This window comes from Geobacillus sp. BMUD, assembly GCF_013096845.1.
GTDB classification, from domain to species: Bacteria; Bacillota; Bacilli; order Bacillales; family Anoxybacillaceae; genus Geobacillus; species Geobacillus vulcani.
Window position 1 is genome coordinate 311873 of the sequence record NZ_SDLA01000001.1, and the last position, 16229, is coordinate 328101.

A 16229-nucleotide genomic window follows, 5' to 3' on the forward strand; every position below is an offset into this window, starting at 1 on the left:
ACCTCCTAGGGGTGGAAGATGGATGTCAGACTACTTAGTTATCGTCGAATCGCCAACGAAAGCGAAGACGATCGAACGATACTTGGGAAAAAAATATACGGTCAAAGCGTCGATGGGCCACGTCCGCGATTTGCCAAAAAGCCAAATGGGCGTTGATATAGACCGCGGCTACGAGCCGAAATACATTACGATCCGTGGCAAAGGCCAGGTGATCAAAGAGTTGAAAACGGCGGCGAAAAAAGCGAAAAAGGTGTTTCTTGCCGCCGACCCTGATCGTGAAGGAGAGGCGATCGCCTGGCATTTGGCCCACATGCTCGATCTGGACATTCACTCTGATTGCCGCGTCGTCTTCCATGAAATCACGAAGGATGCTATTCAGCAGTCGTTTCAGCAGCCGCGCGCGATCAATATGAATCTTGTTGACGCCCAGCAGGCGCGGCGTGTGCTCGACCGGCTCGTCGGCTATAACATCAGCCCGCTCTTATGGAAAAAAGTGAAAAAAGGGTTAAGCGCCGGCCGCGTCCAATCGGTGGCGTTGCGTCTCATCATCGATCGGGAAAGAGAAATCCGCGAATTTCAGCCGGAAGAATATTGGACGATTCAAGCGACGTTTCAAAAAGATGGAGAGACGTTTGCCGCCTCTTTTTACAGTATTGATGGACAAAAACGCGATTTAAAGACAGAGGCGGATGTGAAAGCCGTGCTGGACCGCTTAAACAGAACGGCATTTGTCGTAAAAACGGTGACAAAACGAGAGCGCAAGCGCAGCCCTGTACCGCCGTTTACGACGTCGTCGCTTCAGCAGGAAGCGGCGCGCAAACTGAATTTCCGCACGAAAAAGACGATGATGATCGCCCAACAGCTGTACGAAGGAATCGATCTTGGCAGCGAAGGAACAGTCGGTTTGATCACGTATATGCGCACCGATTCAACACGCGTCGCCGAGACGGCGCAGCAAGAGGCGGCGGCGTATATCGAGGCGACGTTCGGCGCTATGTATGTCAGCCAAGAAAAGCGGAAAGAGAAGAAAAGCACGAACGCCCAAGACGCCCACGAAGCGATCCGCCCGACATCGGCATTTCGCGACCCGGACAAAGTAAAACCGTATTTGACGCGCGACCAATTCCGGTTGTATAAACTCATTTGGGAACGGTTCATCGCCAGTCAAATGGCGCCGGCTGTGCTTGATACCATGAGCGTCGAGTTGGAAAACAACGGCGTCGTGTTCCGCGCCAGCGGCTCGAAGGTGAAATTTCCAGGGTTTATGAAGGTGTATATTGAGGGAACGGACGATCAAACAGAAGAGCCGGACCACATCCTTCCCGATTTGGAAGAAGAAGAAACCGTTGAGAGCGAAGCGATCGAATCGAAGCAGCACTTCACCCAACCGCCGCCGCGCTATACGGAAGCCCGCCTCGTCAAAACGTTGGAAGAACTCGGCATCGGCCGCCCATCGACGTATGCTCCGACGCTTGATACGATCCAAAAACGCAACTATGTCGTCCTTGAGAATAAGCGGTTCGTTCCGACTGAGCTTGGCGAGATCGTTGTAGAGCTGATGCTTGAATTTTTCCCGGAAATTATCGATGTCGAGTTTACGGCGAAAATGGAAAAAGAATTGGACGAAATTGAAGAAGGGAAAGTGGCATGGATCAAAGTCGTCGACGAGTTTTACCGCGAATTTGAAAAACGGTTGAAAGTGGCGGAAAAAGAAATGCGCGAAGTTGAGATTAAGGATGAGCCGGCCGGCATGGACTGCGAGGTATGCGGCAGTCCGATGGTGTACAAAATGGGCCGTTTCGGCAAGTTTATCGCCTGCTCGAAATTCCCGGAATGCCGCCATACAAAGCCGATTATCAAAGAAATCGGCGTCAAGTGCCCAAAATGTCGCGAGGGCAACATCGTCGAGCGCAGGACGAAAAGAAAGCGGGTGTTTTACGGCTGCGACCGTTTTCCGGATTGCGACTTCGTCTCGTGGGATAAACCGCTCGCCCGCCCATGCCCGAAATGCGCGGGTTTGCTTGTGGAGAAAGAGCTGAAAAAAGGTGTGCAAGTACAATGCACAGCGTGCGATTATGAAGAGCGGCTAGAAGCTTGAACAGGCATCGGATACAATTCAGAATTTTATAAAAAATAGTTGCGTTCATACAGAAGAATATGGTACGATGTAGTAGCCGTTGCGGGGTGAGGCGATGGAGAATTCGAAACTTGCGTTACAATTGTTCATGGAATATTTACAAATCGAGAAAAATTATTCACAATATACTATTGTGTGTTACCGGCGTGACATTGAGCAGTTTTTCCGGTTTATGGATGAGGAAGGAATCGGCGCGCTCGATGAAGTGTCCTACAGCGACGTCCGCTTATATTTGACGAAACTATACGAACAACAGTTGGCCAGCCGTTCGGTCGCCCGCAAAATTTCGAGTTTGCGCAGCTTTTACAAATTTTTGCTGCGCGAAGGGCGGGCGGCCGAAAATCCGTTTGCGCTCGCGACGCTGCCGAAAAAAGAGCAAAAAATTCCTAATTTTTTATACCCGAAAGAATTGGAAGCGTTGTTTCTTGTCAATGATGAAAATACGGCCCTAGGCCAGCGCAATGCGGCGCTGCTTGAGTTGTTGTACGCGACTGGCGCCCGGGTTAGTGAATGTTGTCACATTCAGCTGTCTGATGTCGATTTTGTTGCGGAAACCGTGCTCATTCATGGCAAAGGAAACAAGCAGCGCTACGTTCCATTCGGCCGTCCGGCCCGCGAAGCGCTTGAACGGTATATCTATAGGGGTCGACGCGAACTGACAAGAAAGCTGCCGGTGGACCACCGCTATTTATTTGTCAACACCCGCGGCAATCCGCTCACGCCTCGGGGAGTGCGCCATATTTTGGATCGGATTGTCCAAGCCGCTGCGCTGACGCAAAACATCAGCCCGCACGTGCTTCGGCATACGTTTGCGACTCATTTGCTCAACGAAGGAGCCGATCTCCGTTCGGTGCAGGAACTGCTCGGCCACACGCATTTGTCATCGACGCAAGTGTATACACATGTAACGAAAGACCGGTTGCGGCATATCTATTTGCAGGCGCATCCGCGGGCGTAACCCGTGGGCAAGGAGGGGAAATGATGGGAGCTTTTCATGCGACGACGATTTTTGCCATTCGCCATAACGGCGCATCCGCCATGGCTGGCGACGGTCAAGTGACGTTCGGCAATGCGGTTGTCATGAAGCATACAGCGAAAAAAGTGCGGCGGCTGTTTCAAGGAAAGGTGCTCGCCGGTTTTGCCGGCTCGGTGGCTGACGCGTTTACGCTGTTTGAAATGTTTGAAGGCAAGCTCGAACAATTGAATGGCAACTTGCCGCGCGCGGCGGTTGAACTAGCGAAAGAGTGGCGGAGCGATAAAGTGTTGCGCCGCCTCGAGGCGATGCTCATTGTCATGGACAAACAGCACTTGTTGCTTGTCTCTGGCACAGGCGAAGTGATTGAGCCGGATGATGGCATGCTCGCCATCGGCTCAGGCGGTCAGTATGCGTTGGCTGCCGGACGTGCATTGAAGAAGTACGCCGGCGGCTCGATGACCGCGAAAGAAATTGCCCAGGCGGCGCTTGAGATCGCTGCTGACATTTGCGTTTATACGAACGGCCATATTATTGTCGAAGAGCTGTAAAAAGGAGGAGGCCGATGATGGCGGAAACGTTGACCCCAAGGCAGATTGTCGAAAAGCTCGATCAGTTCATCGTCGGGCAAAAAGAGGCAAAAAAAGCGGTGGCGATCGCGCTTCGCAACCGGTACCGCCGCAGCTTGCTCGATGAAAAATTGCGCGATGAAGTGATGCCGAAAAACATTTTAATGATCGGCCCGACCGGGGTCGGGAAGACGGAGATCGCCCGCCGGCTCGCCAAACTCGTCGGTGCGCCGTTTGTCAAAGTCGAAGCAACGAAATTCACCGAAGTCGGTTATGTCGGGCGTGATGTCGAATCGATGGTGCGCGATTTGGTGGAAACGTCAGTTAGGCTCGTGAAAGAACGAAAAATGAACGAAGTGAAAGACCGAGCTGAGCAACAAGCGAACAAGCGGCTTGTTGAACTGCTCGTTCCGGGCAAGCCAAAGCAGACCATCAAAAATCCGCTTGAGCTGTTGTTTGGCGGTCAAGGCGCCCAAGCGGACAACAGCTACAGCCATGAAGATGAACAGGTGGAGCAAAAGCGGCGCCACGTTGCTTGGCAGCTGGCAAACGGGCAGTTGGAAAACGAGATGGTGACGATTGAAATCGAGGAACAGACGCCGTTATGGTTTGACTTTTTGCAAGGGGCAGGCATTGAGCAGATGGGAATGAACATGCAGGATGCGTTGAGCAGCCTCATGCCGAAACGGCGCAAAAAGCGGCGTCTCAAAGTGAGTGAAGCGCGCAAAGTGCTCATCAACGAGGAAGCGCAAAAGCTGATCGACATGGATGAAGTGGCGCAAGAGGCCGTCCGCCTCGCCGAGCAGTCCGGCATCATTTTTATCGATGAAATCGACAAAATCGCCCGCAGCGGAGCGGTGTCCGGTTCGGCCGATGTCTCGCGTGAAGGGGTGCAACGCGACATTTTGCCCATTGTTGAAGGGTCGACCGTCATGACGAAATACGGGCCGGTCAAAACAGACCACATCTTATTCATCGCGGCCGGGGCGTTCCATATGGCGAAGCCGTCGGATTTGATCCCTGAGCTGCAAGGTCGTTTCCCGATCCGCGTCGAACTGGCGAAACTTTCGGTTGATGATTTCGTAAGAATATTAGTCGAGCCGAATAACGCGCTCATTAAACAATATCAAGCTCTTTTGGCAACGGAAGGTATAAGTCTTGAATTTTCTGACGATGCTATTCGTAAGATTGCCGAGGTGGCGTTTGAAGTCAACCAGACGACCGACAACATCGGCGCGCGCCGGTTGCACACGATTTTGGAAAAATTGCTTGAGGACTTGCTGTTTGAGGCGCCGGACATCGGAATCGACAAAGTTGTCATCACGCCGCAATATGTCGAGCAAAAACTCGGAAGCATCGTCAAAAACAAAGATTTAAGCGAGTTTATTTTATGAGGAGGAGATGAAATCCATGAACTTGCTAGAGAAAACACGGAAAATCAACGCCATGTTGCAAAAGTCGGCGGGTCGGCCGGTCAATTTTAAAGAAATGGCAGAAACGCTTTGCGATGTGATTGAATCCAATGTGTTTATTCTCAGCCGCCGCGGCAAACTGCTGGGATTCGCCATTAAACAATCGATTGAAAACGAGCGAATGAAGCGGATGCTTGAGGAGCGTCAGTTTCCGGAAGAATACACGAAAAACTTGTTCAACATTACGGAAACGTCTCCTAATATCGATATTAATAGTGAATATACGGCGTTTCCAGTGGAAAATCGTGACTTGTTCAAAACCGGCTTGACGACGATTGTTCCGATCAACGGTGGAGGCGAGCGGCTTGGCACGCTCATTTTGTCGCGCCTTGACCGCGAGTTTGACAATGACGATCTCATTTTGGCTGAATACGGTGCGACGGTCGTCGGCATGGAAATTTTGCGTGAGAAGGCGGAAGAAATTGAAGAGGAAGCACGCAGCAAGGCGGTCGTGCAAATGGCCATCAGCTCTCTTTCTTACAGCGAGCTTGAGGCGATTGAACACATTTTTGAGGAGCTTGACGGAACGGAAGGGCTGCTTGTCGCGAGCAAAATTGCCGACCGCGTCGGCATCACTCGTTCAGTCATTGTCAATGCTCTGCGCAAACTTGAAAGCGCCGGCGTGATCGAATCGCGCTCGCTCGGCATGAAAGGGACGTACATTAAAGTATTGAACGACAAGTTTTTAAGCGAACTTGAAAAATTGAAATCGAGCTGAACGGCGTAGCTGCCTAAGCCCGCTGGGTATTTTGGCCCGGCGGGTTTTTTGTTTTGGCAAACATCTTTGGCATCGTTTTTCTGTTATGGCATCGTCGAAAAATAGTACCAAGTTCCGTCTATACATTGGGTTTTCTTTCCCGTAAAATGAAAACTAGCAGAAATTGTCGAAAAATAGGAGAAAAGAGGGGATTCCATTGGCGCTCTTTTCAGCGACGATCGGTTGGCTTGAACAAGGGCTCCGCTACGCTGCGCTTCGCCAACAGGCGATCGCCGACAACATCGCCAACGCTGATACGCCGGGCTATAAGGCGAAAGATGTACGCTTTCAGACTGAATTGGAACGGGCGTTTCGGCTTGAGGCCAAACGGACGAATCCGAAGCATTTTTCGTTTCCAAACGAACAAAATGGAAAAATCATCGTGACGACGGACACGACGGTGAGTTACAATCATAATGGAAATAGTGTCGATATCGATCAAGAAATGTCAAAACTAGCAGAAAACCAAATTTATTACAATGCCTTAATCGAGCGGCTCAACGGCAAATTTACAACATTGAAAACCGTGATTAAAGGAGGAAAATAACGGGTGTCTTTGTTTCAAAGTCTAAACATTTCGGCTTCGGCGTTGACCGCCCAACGGCTGCGCATGGACGTAATTGCCTCCAACATCGCCAACGCCGATACGACGCGCGCCCGCCTTGTCAACGGCCAATGGGAGCCGTACCGCCGCAAAATGGTCATCATCGAACCGCGCAGCGGATCGTTTTCAGGCTATTTGCAGGCGGCGCTCGGCCTGGCCGACGGGGGGGATGGCGGAGTGCGGGTGCGCGAAATTGTCGATGATCCGGCGCCGTTTAAACTCGTCTACGACCCGGATCATCCGGATGCGAGCGCCGATGGCTATGTTCGTCTGCCCAACGTCGATCCGCTGAAAGAAATGGTGGACTTGATCGGGGCGACGCGTTCGTATGAGGCGAACGTCACAGTGTTGAATGCTTCAAAAGGAATGCTCATGAAGGCGCTCGAGATCGGGAAATAGCATGCGAGGGGGATAAACGATGATTGATGGAGCAAGCCGCATTGGGCTGACGATGTCTTCCACCGTTTTGCCCCCGGCGAAGCCGGCTGAGGCGCAAAAGCAGTTCGCCTCGTTTTTCAAAGAGGCGCTCAATCGCGTCAACGAGGCGCAAATTCAAGCCGATGCGCTGACGGAAAAGCTCGTCCGCGGGGAGAACGTTCAGCTGCATGATGTGATGATTGCCGCACAAAAAGCGAGCATCACGCTGCAACTGACACTGGAGATCCGCAACAAAGCGATCGAGGCGTATCAGGAAATGATGCGCATGCCATTGTAGCAGCAATGAATCGCAATACATACGGAAGCCGCCGCCATTGTTGTTGCGCTATGGCGGCAGGCACTGGATCATCGGGGGAATCGTATGAGAAGGAAATGGAAAGAGTGGTGGAGCCGGGCTCGCGCGTTTTGGCAGGAACGGACAAAAAAGCAGAAATGGCTCGTGCTTGCTGCGGCGGCGGCCGTGCTTTTGGCCGTTGGCGTCGGCGTCTTTTTCGCCACAAGGACGGAAATGGTGCCGCTCTACAGCAATTTGTCGCCGCAAGAAGCGGGTCAAATTAAAGCCACGCTTGACCAGCGCGGCGTTCCGGCTGAAGTGGCGGACGGCGGAACGACGATCAAAGTGCCGAAAGAGCAAGTGGACGCGCTGAAAGTCGAGCTCGCTGCTGAAGGCATCCCGAACAGTGGGGTCATTGACTATTCATTTTTCGGCCAAAACGCGAGCTTCGGCATGACAGATAACGAGTTCAATATGGTGAAGCTGAAGGCGATGCAAACGGAGCTCGCCAATTTGATCAAGACGATCGACGGTGTCGAGGACGCCAAAGTCATGATCAATCTTCCACAACCGAGCGTATTCGTTTCTGATGAGAAAGGAGAAGCCTCGGCTTCGATCGTGCTGAAGACGAAGCCGGGCTACCAATTCAGCGACGAGCAAATTCGGGCATTGTATCATCTCGTCGCCAAAAGTGTTCCCAACCTTTCTACAGATAATATCGTCATTATGAATCAGTTTTTTGAGTATTTCGATTTGAAAAACGATGGAGAAAATTCGACAGGGGCCACATTCACCTCGCAGCAACAAATCAAAAAGCAAATTGAGCGCGACATTCAGCGCCAGGTGCAGCAACTGCTCGGCACGATGATGGGGCAGGATAAAGTCGTCGTTTCCGTGACGGCGGACATTGACTTTACGCAAGAAAAGCGGGAGGAAAATTTGATCGCCCCGGTCGATGAAAAAACGAAACAGGGAATTGCCGTCAGCGTCCAGCGCATCAAAGAGACGTACTCCGGGAGCGGCACGCCGCCCGGCGGCACCGCTGGAACGGGCGCGAACGAAGTGCCGGGCTACCAAGGAGCCAACGGCGCAACAAACGGCAACTATGAACGAACCGAGGAGACGATCAACAACGAGGTAAACAAAATCAAAAAGCAAATCGTCGAAAGTCCATATAAAATCCGTGATCTAGGCATTCAAGTGATGGTCGAGCCGCCTGACCCTAATGATCCGAACTCGCTGCCGCCCGAGACGGTCAATGATATTCAAAAACTGCTAGGAACGATCGTCCGAACGTCAATCGACAAAAGCGAGGCGCAAACGCTCACTGATCAAGACATCAACAACCGCATCGTTGTTTCGGTGCAGAAGTTTAACGGCAAGCCGACATTCACCGAATCAACTCCGGATCGGCCGACATGGTGGTGGTATGCGGCTGGTGCAGGAGCGCTGTTGCTCATTGCCTTGTTGTTGTTCCTCTGGCTGCGGCGTCGCCGTGAAGACGAGGAAGAGGAAGAAGAACACTTGTTCACTTCACCGCCTTCGATGGACCTGGATTTGCCGGAGCCGCCGGAGACGGAGGCAGCGTTGCGCCGCCGACAGCTTGAGCGGCTGGCGAAAGAAAAGCCGGATGAGTTTGCAAAACTATTAAAAACGTGGCTATCGGAAGAGTAGGGGGAACGGCGTATGGCAAAGCGCGAACGAAAAGGCGGGCTGTCGGGCAGGCAAAAAGCAGCGATCCTGCTTATTTCCCTCGGCCCGGATGTGTCGGCCTCTGTCTATAAACATTTATCCGAGGAAGAGATCGAAAAGCTGACGCTAGAAATTTCCAACGTCCGTCAAGTGACGACCGAACAAAAAGAGGAAGTGCTTGAAGAGTTTCGGCAGCTCGCCTTAGCGCAAGATTACATCGCCCAAGGCGGCATCGCCTATGCGAAAGAAGTGCTTGAAAAAGCGCTTGGCCCGGATAAGGCGATGCAGATCATCAACCGCCTGACATCGGCGCTGATGGTGCGGCCGTTTGATTTCGCCCGCAAAGCCGACCCGATGCAGCTGTTAAACTTCATTCAAAATGAACATCCGCAAACGATCGCCCTTATTCTCTCGTATTTGGAGCCGGCGCAGGCAGGGCAAATTTTATCGGCGTTGCCGCAGGAGATGCAGGCGGATGTCGCCCGGCGCATCGCGCTGATGGACAGCACATCGCCGGAGGTTATCAACGAAGTTGAGCAAATTTTAGAGCGGCGGCTGTCCGCGACCGTTGTGCAAGATTACACGCAAGCCGGCGGAATTGAGGCGGTCGTCGAGGTGTTGAACCAAGTTGACCGGAGCACGGAACGGACGATTTTGGATGCTTTGGAAATCCAAGACCCGGAACTAGCTGAGGAAATTAAAAAACGGATGTTTGTCTTTGAAGATATCGTGACGCTCGATCATCGCGCCATTCAGCGCGTCATCCGCGAGGTGGACAACAACGATCTCATGCTGGCGCTGAAAGTAGCGAGCGACGAAGTGAAAAACGTCATCTTCCGCAACATGTCGACGCGAATGGCAGAGACGTTCAAAGAAGAGATGGAGTATATGGGTCCAGTCCGGCTGCGGGATGTTGAGGAGGCGCAATCGCGCATCGTCGCCGTGATCCGCCGTCTCGAAGAGGCCGGAGAAATCGTCATCGCTCGCGGGGGAGGAGATGATATTATTGTCTAACGTCATTAAAGCGCCGAAATTGGCGGCGCGCGTTGGGAAAAAGACCATCGTCGTGCAGCGCCATGTTTCCGATCCTTCATCGTCCGCCGACGATCGGCAGCGAGAGATCGAAGCGATCGTCGCCGCCAAGGAAGAAGTGGTCAAGCTTCGCCATCAAGCAGAGCAATATTACGAATCGGTGCGCGAACAGTTGGCGCGCGAAAAAGAGGAATGGCAACGCGAGAAAGAGCGTCTCATGCAGGAAGCGCGCGACCGCGGGTACGAAGACGGCTATGCAGCTGGGCGCGAGGAGGCGCTTGGCGAGCACCGCACATGGATCGAACAGGCCCGCCGTTTGGCAGAGCGAGCAAACACCGAATTTTACGCTCGCATCGAATCAACAGCTGAGGCGATGCTCGATGTGGCGTTAAAAGCGGCTGAGCGCATTATCGGCGCCGCGCTTGAGGGCGACCGAAACGCTTTTTTGTCGCTCGTGCATCAAGCATTGCAGGAAGTGCGTCGACAAACAGAAGTGGCCGTTTATGTGCATCCGCACTGCTACGAAATAGTGGCAGAGCAAAAAGAGCTGCTGAAATCTGTGTTTCCGCATCGTGTTGATCTATTCATCTATCCGGACGATGCGCTTCCTGAATATGGATGTGTCGTGGAGACGCCGTTTGGACGCATCGAGGCGAGCGTCGATGTACAGCTTGAGCGGTTGCGTGAGGCGCTTTACCGACGATTAAAGGAGGGAGCGTTTTCTGAACTGGCAGGCGCTTCTTGACGAAATAGACGCCGTTGACTTGTATAAACGGTTTGGCAAAGTGTCGCGCGTCGTCGGCTTGATGATGGAATCGAAAGGGCCGAGAAGCTCGATTGGCGATCTTTGCTACATCCATGAACATAACGGCCGCAGGAAAATTCCTGCCGAAGTGGTCGGCTTTCATGAACAGCATGTCTTGCTCATGCCGTTTTCCGCCATATCTCATATCGCTCCCGGCTGCCTTGTCGAAGCGACCGGCCGTCCGCTTGAAGTACACGTCGGCGATGCGCTTATCGGCATGATTCTTGATCCGCTCGGCCAACCGCTTGATGGGAGTCCGTTGCCGTCCGGGCTGAAGCCGGTGTCGGTCGAACGAGATCCACCCAATCCACTCGTTCGGCCGCCGATTGCTGAACCGCTTGAAGTCGGCATTCGCGTCATCGACAGCTTGCTTGCCGTTGGCAAGGGACAGCGCGTCGGCATTTTTGCCGGCTCGGGCGTCGGCAAAAGCACGCTCATGGGAATGATTGCCCGCCATACGTCGGCCGATGTGAACGTTATCGCCTTAATCGGTGAGCGTGGCCGCGAAGTGCGCGAGTTTTTAGAGCGCGACCTTGGCCCGGACGGCTTGGCCCGCTCGGTCGTCGTCGTCGCCACATCCGACCAGCCGGCGCTGATGCGCGTCAAAGGCGCCTATACGGCGACAGCGATCGCTGAATATTTTCGCGACCAAGGGGCAGATGTCATGCTCATGATGGACTCGGTCACCCGCGTTGCGATGGCGCAGCGGGAGATTGGCCTTGCCGTCGGTGAGCCGCCGACGACGAAAGGCTATACGCCATCGGTCTTCGCCCTCCTGCCAAAGCTGCTTGAGCGGGCTGGGACGAACGCTTCCGGTACAATCACCGCGTTTTATACGGTGCTTGTTGACGGCGATGATATGAATGAGCCGATCGCCGATGCGGTGCGCGGCATTTTGGATGGCCATTTTGTGTTGGAACGCCAGCTGGCGAACAAAGGGCATTACCCGGCGATTAATGTGCTCAAAAGCGTCAGCCGCGTCATGCCCCACATGATCAGCGCAGAGCACGGCGAAGCGGCCAACCGGTTCCGCCGCCTCCTCTCCACTTATATCGATTCGGAGGATTTGATTCAAATCGGGGCGTACAAACGAGGGTCGTCCCAAGAAATTGATGAGGCGATCGAACTTTATCCGCAAATGATGGCGTTTTGCCGCCAAAACATCGATGAAAAAACGACGCGCGCTGAAAGTATTGATGCCCTGTTGCGCTTGTTGTCGGTTCGGTGAGAAATCGCGCGTCATTTTCAGACGATGAAAGGGTGAACCAATGTGACGCCGATGTTTCGGCTGCAAAAAGTGTTGGCGATGAAAGAAAAAGAAAAAGAGAAGGCGCTTGGCGAATACGAGGAGGCGGTGCGCCGGTTTGAGCAGGCAGCCGAAACGCTTTACCGCCTGCTCAAAGAAAAAGAAGAATGCGTGGCAGCTCGGGATAAACAGCTTCAAGCCGGTCTGTCCGTTAGAGACATTCGCCTTAGGCTGCAATATATAGCAAATTTAGAGCGGGCGATCGCCCATTATCAGCTCGTCGTCATGCAGGCGCGCGAGCAGATGCAGCGCCGGCAACAGTGTTTGATGGAATTGAATATCGAAGTGAAAAAATACGAAAAAATGCGCGAGCGCGTGCAGCAGTGGGCCGAGCAGCTTGAGAGGGAAGCGGAACGCCGCCTGCTCGATGAAATGGCGGTTCAACGCTTTGCAAGGCAAGGAGAGGTATAGATGGCGGAGAGCAAAGTTGGACAAGAAATGCAGGCGAGCTGGTGGCAATGGCTGTTGTTTGTCATTGCCATTCCGAGTGCGTTTGCCGTCTCCTTTCTGCTGTTGATTTTAAACGTTGCTGGCGTTGATGTGGCCAAGGCGGCGAAGCAGTGGACAATAAAGGCGCCGCTTGTCTCCGAGTGGATCGACTGGAGACAAAAGGAGAAAGATTGGCAAAAAATGATTGAAGCTCAGCAACAGACGATTGACCAGCAAAAACGAACGATCGCTGAGCAACAAAAGCAAATCAAACAGTTGAAAAACGAATTGGCGGCAAAGGAAAAGGAAATCGCCCAGCTGTCGGCGCCAAGCGAGAAAATGGATGTTCAGGATGAGCCTGCCGCCGAACCCGCCTTGACGGAAGATGATGTTGCCGGCGTGTATAACGCCATGTCGGAAAAACAGGCGGCGGCTATTTTAGCGGAACTGCCTGAGAGCGAGGCGCTTCGTGTATTGAGTCGCGTTGACAGCGATAAAGCGGCAGCCATTTTGGAACAAATGCCGACCCAACAGGCGGCGAAACTGTTGGCATCGTTAAGCAAGTGGGCGATGGGGAAGGAGGCGGCTGAATGAAAGTGATGATTACAGCAAGCGCGCCGCCATCCGCAGGCACTATAACAGTGAAAAAAGAGTCAGAAAACACCAACGTGTTCGCGGCGCTGCTTGCGCACAAGCAACAAGAGCTATGGCCCGTCGGGGCAGGGATTGGCTTGTTTCAAGAGCAGCCGAACGGAAACAAAGAGCCGGATTGGCAAAATGGCCGAATGGAAACGGACGCAGCCGGACAACCATTTTCAGCGGAAAAGAAACCGGAGCCCATCCAATCATGGTGGCTTGCCCCTTCCATCATGGCTGTGTTGGCTATCGCTCCGACTTCGACGGTTGCAGGCGCGCCGCTTTTAGCGGCGGACGCGCAGCGAAGTGGCAAAGACGCTGATGGTGTACCATTTTCATCCATCAGCTTGGTGAATGAAGAAGCGGCAACTGCCGCTCAACGGGCAACGGGTGAAGCGGGATTTGAACACATGTTCATAAACCAAGGACGGAAAAGCGGCAATAAGGAGCAAGAATCGTTTTCGCTTGCCAGCGGAAAAACAAGGATGTTCCCACCGCTCCCGAGCGACGACGATCAACGTCCATTCAATGAGCAAGGAGGCACAATGCGGGTTGCCGTGCTGCCCAAAGGAGGTTCTTCCGTCCAGCTGGCTGGCGAAAAAGACGTTTCGCTACAAGGAGGGAATGGCAGGGGGCATGACGGTGAGGCCGCTCCTTCGTTCACACCCCCTCCTGCGCTTTTATCACCCTCCCTTTCATCTGTTGGGTTGACCGGCGAGACGCCGACGCCAGCTGGCGGAAGCGTCGCTGATCAAGTCGCCCACGCGCTAAGGTCGGCGCGGTGGATGAAGTTGCCAAATGGTGCGATGCAGCTTGTCATCCGTCTGCATCCGGAACATCTCGGAACGGTGACGGTGAAAATGACAGAGGAAGGTGGAAAGCTCGCCGCCAAGCTGCTCGTGGCGAACGACGCGGTGAAAGAGTTGCTCTACGCTCATTTGCCGCAGCTTGTTCAGCAGCTTGATGCGAGTTACATCACGGTCGAAAAATGGACTGTTTGGTCGGATTATGACAGATCCGCCATGCCGCCGTATTCCGGAAATCGCCAAGGAGGGCAGCAGCATGGCGAATCGCGGCAAAAACAAAAGCGGGAACAACCATCTTCCTTCCCGTTTGCGCTAGATGGGATCGAAGCTGACGCATAAGGGGGAACAGAACGAGGATGACAACGAACGCGATTGATGGCAGCTTATGGCTGGCCAACGTGGTTCAGCCGGAACGGAAAACGGGCAATCAAATTTTAGGAAAAGACGACTTTCTGAAAATTTTGCTCGCTCAGCTAGAAAACCAAGATCCGCTCAACCCGATGGAAGACAAAGACTTTATCGCGCAGATGGCGAGCTTCTCTTCGCTTGAGCAAATGATGAACATCGCCAATTTGATGCAGCAATGGATGCAAACGTCAAGCCGCGATGCGCTTTTGCGCTACAGCGAGTGGATCGGCAAAACGGTGCACTGGCAAGACGGCGGGGCGATGATGAGCGCCGTCGTTCAATCGGTCATGCAAAAAGACGGTCAAGTGACTCTTGGGCTTGATAACGGGACAACGATTGCCGCGGATGCGGTCGTGAAAGTGGAACAAAAAGGATAAAGGGGAGAGAAAACCAATGCTTCGTTCCATGTATTCCGGAATCGGCGCCATGCGCAACTTCCAAACGAAGTTGGATGTCATCGGCAACAATATTGCCAATGTCAATACGTATGGGTTTAAAAAAGGACGAACGATTTTCAAGGATTTGATGAGCCAGACGATTTCTGGAGCAAGCGGGCCCAATGCCGGTGCCGGCCGCGGCGGGACGAACCCGAAGCAGGTGGGGCTTGGCGCTCAGTTGGCCGCCATCGATACCGTCCATACGCAAGGCAGCTTGCAAACGACCGGGCGCGTACTCGATTTGGCGATTTCTGGAGACGGGTTTTTCGTCGTCGGCGACGCTTCCGGCAACAACCGCATGTATACGAGAGCCGGGAATTTTTATCTCGATTCGCAGGGGTATATTGTCAATACTGACGGCCAATATTTGCTTGGTACAGGAAATGTCCGCCTGCAAGTTCCGCCCGATGCGAGAAGTATAAGCATTGGGACCGACGGTGTTGTCACCATTGTGAATGCCTCGGGCAATTTGCAGTCTCTAGGAACGATTCAACTGGCTAAATTTTCCAATAATGACGGATTAGAAAAAGCCGGAAACAATTTGTTCCGCGAAACGACAAACTCCGGCACGCCGGCTCTAGGAGCGCCGGGAGCGAACGGAGCAGGAACGATCGTCTCCGGCGCGCTTGAGATGTCCAATGTCGACTTGGCGGAAGAATTTACGGAGATGATTGTCGCCCAGCGCGGCTTCCAGGCGAATACGCGCATCATTACGACGTCGGATGAAATTTTGCAAGAGTTGGTCAACTTGAAAAAATAGAATAGGAGGGAGGGCGTGAGCGGTCTTCTCTCGCCCGCTGGCCGATGATTTCGCTAACGAAGCTCAACGGCAAACGGTTTGTGCTCAATGCGCTGTACATCGAACAAATTGAAGCGTTTCCCGACACAACCGTGACGCTGACGAACGGAAAAAAGTTTGTCGTCCGCGAAACCGTCGAGCAAGTCGCCGCACGAGCAAGTGAATTTTACCAGCAGCTCGGTGTATTTCGTTTACCTGAAGCAGGAGGATGGGGCAGTGAAAGGGAATAAAGCAATCAAAACGATGATCATTGTGCTGGCGATTATCGCTTTGGCTGGCACGGCGGCGCTTGTCTCGGTGATGAAGATGGGACATGCCGAGAAACAGGGGGCGCCAAGCGCCGATGAACTTGCAGAGCGGTCGATCGACATTCCGGAAATGACAACGAATTTAGCAGACGGGCGTTATATTAAAATCTCATTTAAAATTGAGATAGACAGCGATGAAGGAAAAGAAGAGGCGGAGAAACGCGATTTTCAGATGAAAGACGTGATCATCGAGCAACTCTCACAGATGAAAGCGGCTGACTTTAAAGGAAAGGAAGGGCTGACGGCGCTGAAAGAGCGGCTGAAGCGCGAGATCAACGGATTGATGCAAGAAGGGAGAGTGAAGAACGTCTACATTACCTCGTTTATCCTCCAGTAGCCCTGTCATC

The 16229-nt window shown here is 53.0% G+C and carries 19 protein-coding genes; all 19 read left to right on the plus strand.

Features of this window, described 5'->3' with window-relative positions; translation table 11 throughout:
• The first annotated feature begins 22 nt into the window (after positions 1-22).
• The 19 genes from topA to fliL all read left to right on the plus strand — a co-directional run bounded on the left by topA (position 23) and on the right by fliL (position 16219).
• Positions 23-2098 carry a type I DNA topoisomerase gene (gene topA, locus ETC05_RS01530; RefSeq protein WP_031410440.1) on the plus strand — a complete coding sequence of 692 codons (2076 nt, stop codon included), beginning with the start codon at positions 23-25 and terminating at the stop codon, positions 2096-2098.
• 94 nt (positions 2099-2192) lie between these two features.
• Positions 2193-3095, plus strand: coding sequence for a tyrosine recombinase XerC (gene xerC, locus ETC05_RS01535; RefSeq protein ID WP_031410439.1), 903 nt, complete (start codon positions 2193-2195; stop codon positions 3093-3095).
• A gap of 23 nt (positions 3096-3118) precedes the next feature.
• Positions 3119-3661 (plus strand): ATP-dependent protease subunit HslV, encoded by a 543-nt coding sequence (hslV, locus tag ETC05_RS01540; protein ID WP_031410438.1) that lies wholly within the window; start codon positions 3119-3121, stop codon positions 3659-3661.
• A gap of 17 nt (positions 3662-3678) precedes the next feature.
• On the plus strand, positions 3679-5073 hold the full coding sequence (hslU, locus tag ETC05_RS01545) for an ATP-dependent protease ATPase subunit HslU (protein WP_031410437.1): 1395 nt from the start codon (positions 3679-3681) through the stop codon (positions 5071-5073).
• 16 nt (positions 5074-5089) lie between these two features.
• A complete protein-coding gene (codY, locus tag ETC05_RS01550; protein WP_031410436.1) occupies positions 5090-5869 on the plus strand; it encodes a GTP-sensing pleiotropic transcriptional regulator CodY in 780 nt (259 codons plus the stop codon).
• 196 nt (positions 5870-6065) lie between these two features.
• On the plus strand, positions 6066-6455 hold the full coding sequence (gene flgB, locus ETC05_RS01555; protein WP_031410435.1) for a flagellar basal body rod protein FlgB: 390 nt from the start codon (positions 6066-6068) through the stop codon (positions 6453-6455).
• A gap of 3 nt (positions 6456-6458) precedes the next feature.
• On the plus strand, positions 6459-6911 hold the full coding sequence (gene flgC / locus ETC05_RS01560; protein WP_171660219.1) for a flagellar basal body rod protein FlgC: 453 nt from the start codon (positions 6459-6461) through the stop codon (positions 6909-6911).
• Between the two features lie 19 nt (positions 6912-6930).
• Complete coding sequence (gene fliE, locus ETC05_RS01565; RefSeq protein ID WP_031410433.1) at positions 6931-7227, plus strand: flagellar hook-basal body complex protein FliE; 297 nt, start codon at positions 6931-6933, stop codon at positions 7225-7227.
• Between the two features lie 84 nt (positions 7228-7311).
• Complete coding sequence (fliF, locus tag ETC05_RS01570; protein WP_171660220.1) at positions 7312-8898, plus strand: flagellar basal-body MS-ring/collar protein FliF; 1587 nt, start codon at positions 7312-7314, stop codon at positions 8896-8898.
• 12 nt (positions 8899-8910) lie between these two features.
• On the plus strand, positions 8911-9930 hold the full coding sequence (gene fliG, locus ETC05_RS01575; RefSeq protein ID WP_171660221.1) for a flagellar motor switch protein FliG: 1020 nt from the start codon (positions 8911-8913) through the stop codon (positions 9928-9930).
• Positions 9914-10693 (plus strand): flagellar assembly protein FliH, encoded by a 780-nt coding sequence (gene fliH, locus ETC05_RS01580; protein ID WP_171660222.1) that lies wholly within the window; start codon positions 9914-9916, stop codon positions 10691-10693. The genes fliG and fliH overlap by 17 nt, the downstream gene beginning before the upstream one ends.
• Positions 10671-11981 carry a flagellar protein export ATPase FliI gene (fliI, locus tag ETC05_RS01585; protein ID WP_071880196.1) on the plus strand — a complete coding sequence of 437 codons (1311 nt, stop codon included), beginning with the start codon at positions 10671-10673 and terminating at the stop codon, positions 11979-11981. The genes fliH and fliI overlap by 23 nt, the downstream gene beginning before the upstream one ends.
• A 42-nt stretch (positions 11982-12023) precedes the next feature.
• On the plus strand, positions 12024-12470 hold the full coding sequence (gene fliJ / locus ETC05_RS01590) for a flagellar export protein FliJ (protein ID WP_031410428.1): 447 nt from the start codon (positions 12024-12026) through the stop codon (positions 12468-12470).
• Positions 12471-13082: a MotE family protein gene (locus ETC05_RS01595; RefSeq protein ID WP_171660223.1), complete on the plus strand. Its 612-nt coding sequence runs from the start codon at positions 12471-12473 to the stop codon at positions 13080-13082. It begins immediately after the preceding gene.
• Positions 13079-14269: a flagellar hook-length control protein FliK gene (locus ETC05_RS01600; protein WP_171660224.1), complete on the plus strand. Its 1191-nt coding sequence runs from the start codon at positions 13079-13081 to the stop codon at positions 14267-14269. The genes ETC05_RS01595 and ETC05_RS01600 overlap by 4 nt, the downstream gene beginning before the upstream one ends.
• Positions 14270-14286: 17 nt before the next feature.
• On the plus strand, positions 14287-14715 hold the full coding sequence (gene flgD / locus ETC05_RS01605; RefSeq protein ID WP_031410425.1) for a flagellar hook assembly protein FlgD: 429 nt from the start codon (positions 14287-14289) through the stop codon (positions 14713-14715).
• A gap of 16 nt (positions 14716-14731) precedes the next feature.
• The gene (gene flgG / locus ETC05_RS01610) at positions 14732-15535 is read left to right on the plus strand and encodes a flagellar basal body rod protein FlgG (protein ID WP_031410424.1); all 804 of its coding nucleotides are present in this window, start codon (positions 14732-14734) and stop codon (positions 15533-15535) included.
• 44 nt (positions 15536-15579) lie between these two features.
• The gene (locus tag ETC05_RS01615; RefSeq protein WP_031410423.1) at positions 15580-15804 is read left to right on the plus strand and encodes a flagellar FlbD family protein; all 225 of its coding nucleotides are present in this window, start codon (positions 15580-15582) and stop codon (positions 15802-15804) included.
• Entirely contained in the window at positions 15791-16219 is a 429-nt protein-coding gene (gene fliL, locus ETC05_RS01620) for a flagellar basal body-associated protein FliL (protein ID WP_171660225.1), read from the plus strand. Before ETC05_RS01615 ends, fliL begins: the two co-directional genes overlap by 14 nt.
• Positions 16220-16229: the final 10 nt, after the last annotated feature.

Excerpts from the sequence above, each read along its gene's own strand:
- fliE (WP_031410433.1), top strand. The coding sequence starts at position 6,931 with ATGATTGATGGAGCAAGCCGCATTGGGCTGACGATGTCTTCCACCGTT.
- fliF (WP_171660220.1), top strand. The coding sequence starts at position 7,312 with ATGAGAAGGAAATGGAAAGAGTGGTGGAGCCGGGCTCGCGCGTTTTGG.
- ETC05_RS01595 (WP_171660223.1), top strand. The coding sequence starts at position 12,471 with ATGGCGGAGAGCAAAGTTGGACAAGAAATGCAGGCGAGCTGGTGGCAA.
- flgG (WP_031410424.1), top strand. The coding sequence starts at position 14,732 with ATGCTTCGTTCCATGTATTCCGGAATCGGCGCCATGCGCAACTTCCAA.
- hslV (WP_031410438.1), top strand. The coding sequence starts at position 3,119 with ATGGGAGCTTTTCATGCGACGACGATTTTTGCCATTCGCCATAACGGC.
- fliH (WP_171660222.1), top strand. The coding sequence starts at position 9,914 with ATGATATTATTGTCTAACGTCATTAAAGCGCCGAAATTGGCGGCGCGC.
- hslU (WP_031410437.1), top strand. The coding sequence starts at position 3,679 with ATGGCGGAAACGTTGACCCCAAGGCAGATTGTCGAAAAGCTCGATCAG.
- ETC05_RS01600 (WP_171660224.1), top strand. The coding sequence starts at position 13,079 with ATGAAAGTGATGATTACAGCAAGCGCGCCGCCATCCGCAGGCACTATA.
- ETC05_RS01615 (WP_031410423.1), top strand. The coding sequence starts at position 15,580 with ATGATTTCGCTAACGAAGCTCAACGGCAAACGGTTTGTGCTCAATGCG.
- codY (WP_031410436.1), top strand. The coding sequence starts at position 5,090 with ATGAACTTGCTAGAGAAAACACGGAAAATCAACGCCATGTTGCAAAAG.
- flgD (WP_031410425.1), top strand. The coding sequence starts at position 14,287 with ATGACAACGAACGCGATTGATGGCAGCTTATGGCTGGCCAACGTGGTT.
- xerC (WP_031410439.1), top strand. The coding sequence starts at position 2,193 with ATGGAGAATTCGAAACTTGCGTTACAATTGTTCATGGAATATTTACAA.
- topA (WP_031410440.1), top strand. The coding sequence starts at position 23 with ATGTCAGACTACTTAGTTATCGTCGAATCGCCAACGAAAGCGAAGACG.
- fliG (WP_171660221.1), top strand. The coding sequence starts at position 8,911 with ATGGCAAAGCGCGAACGAAAAGGCGGGCTGTCGGGCAGGCAAAAAGCA.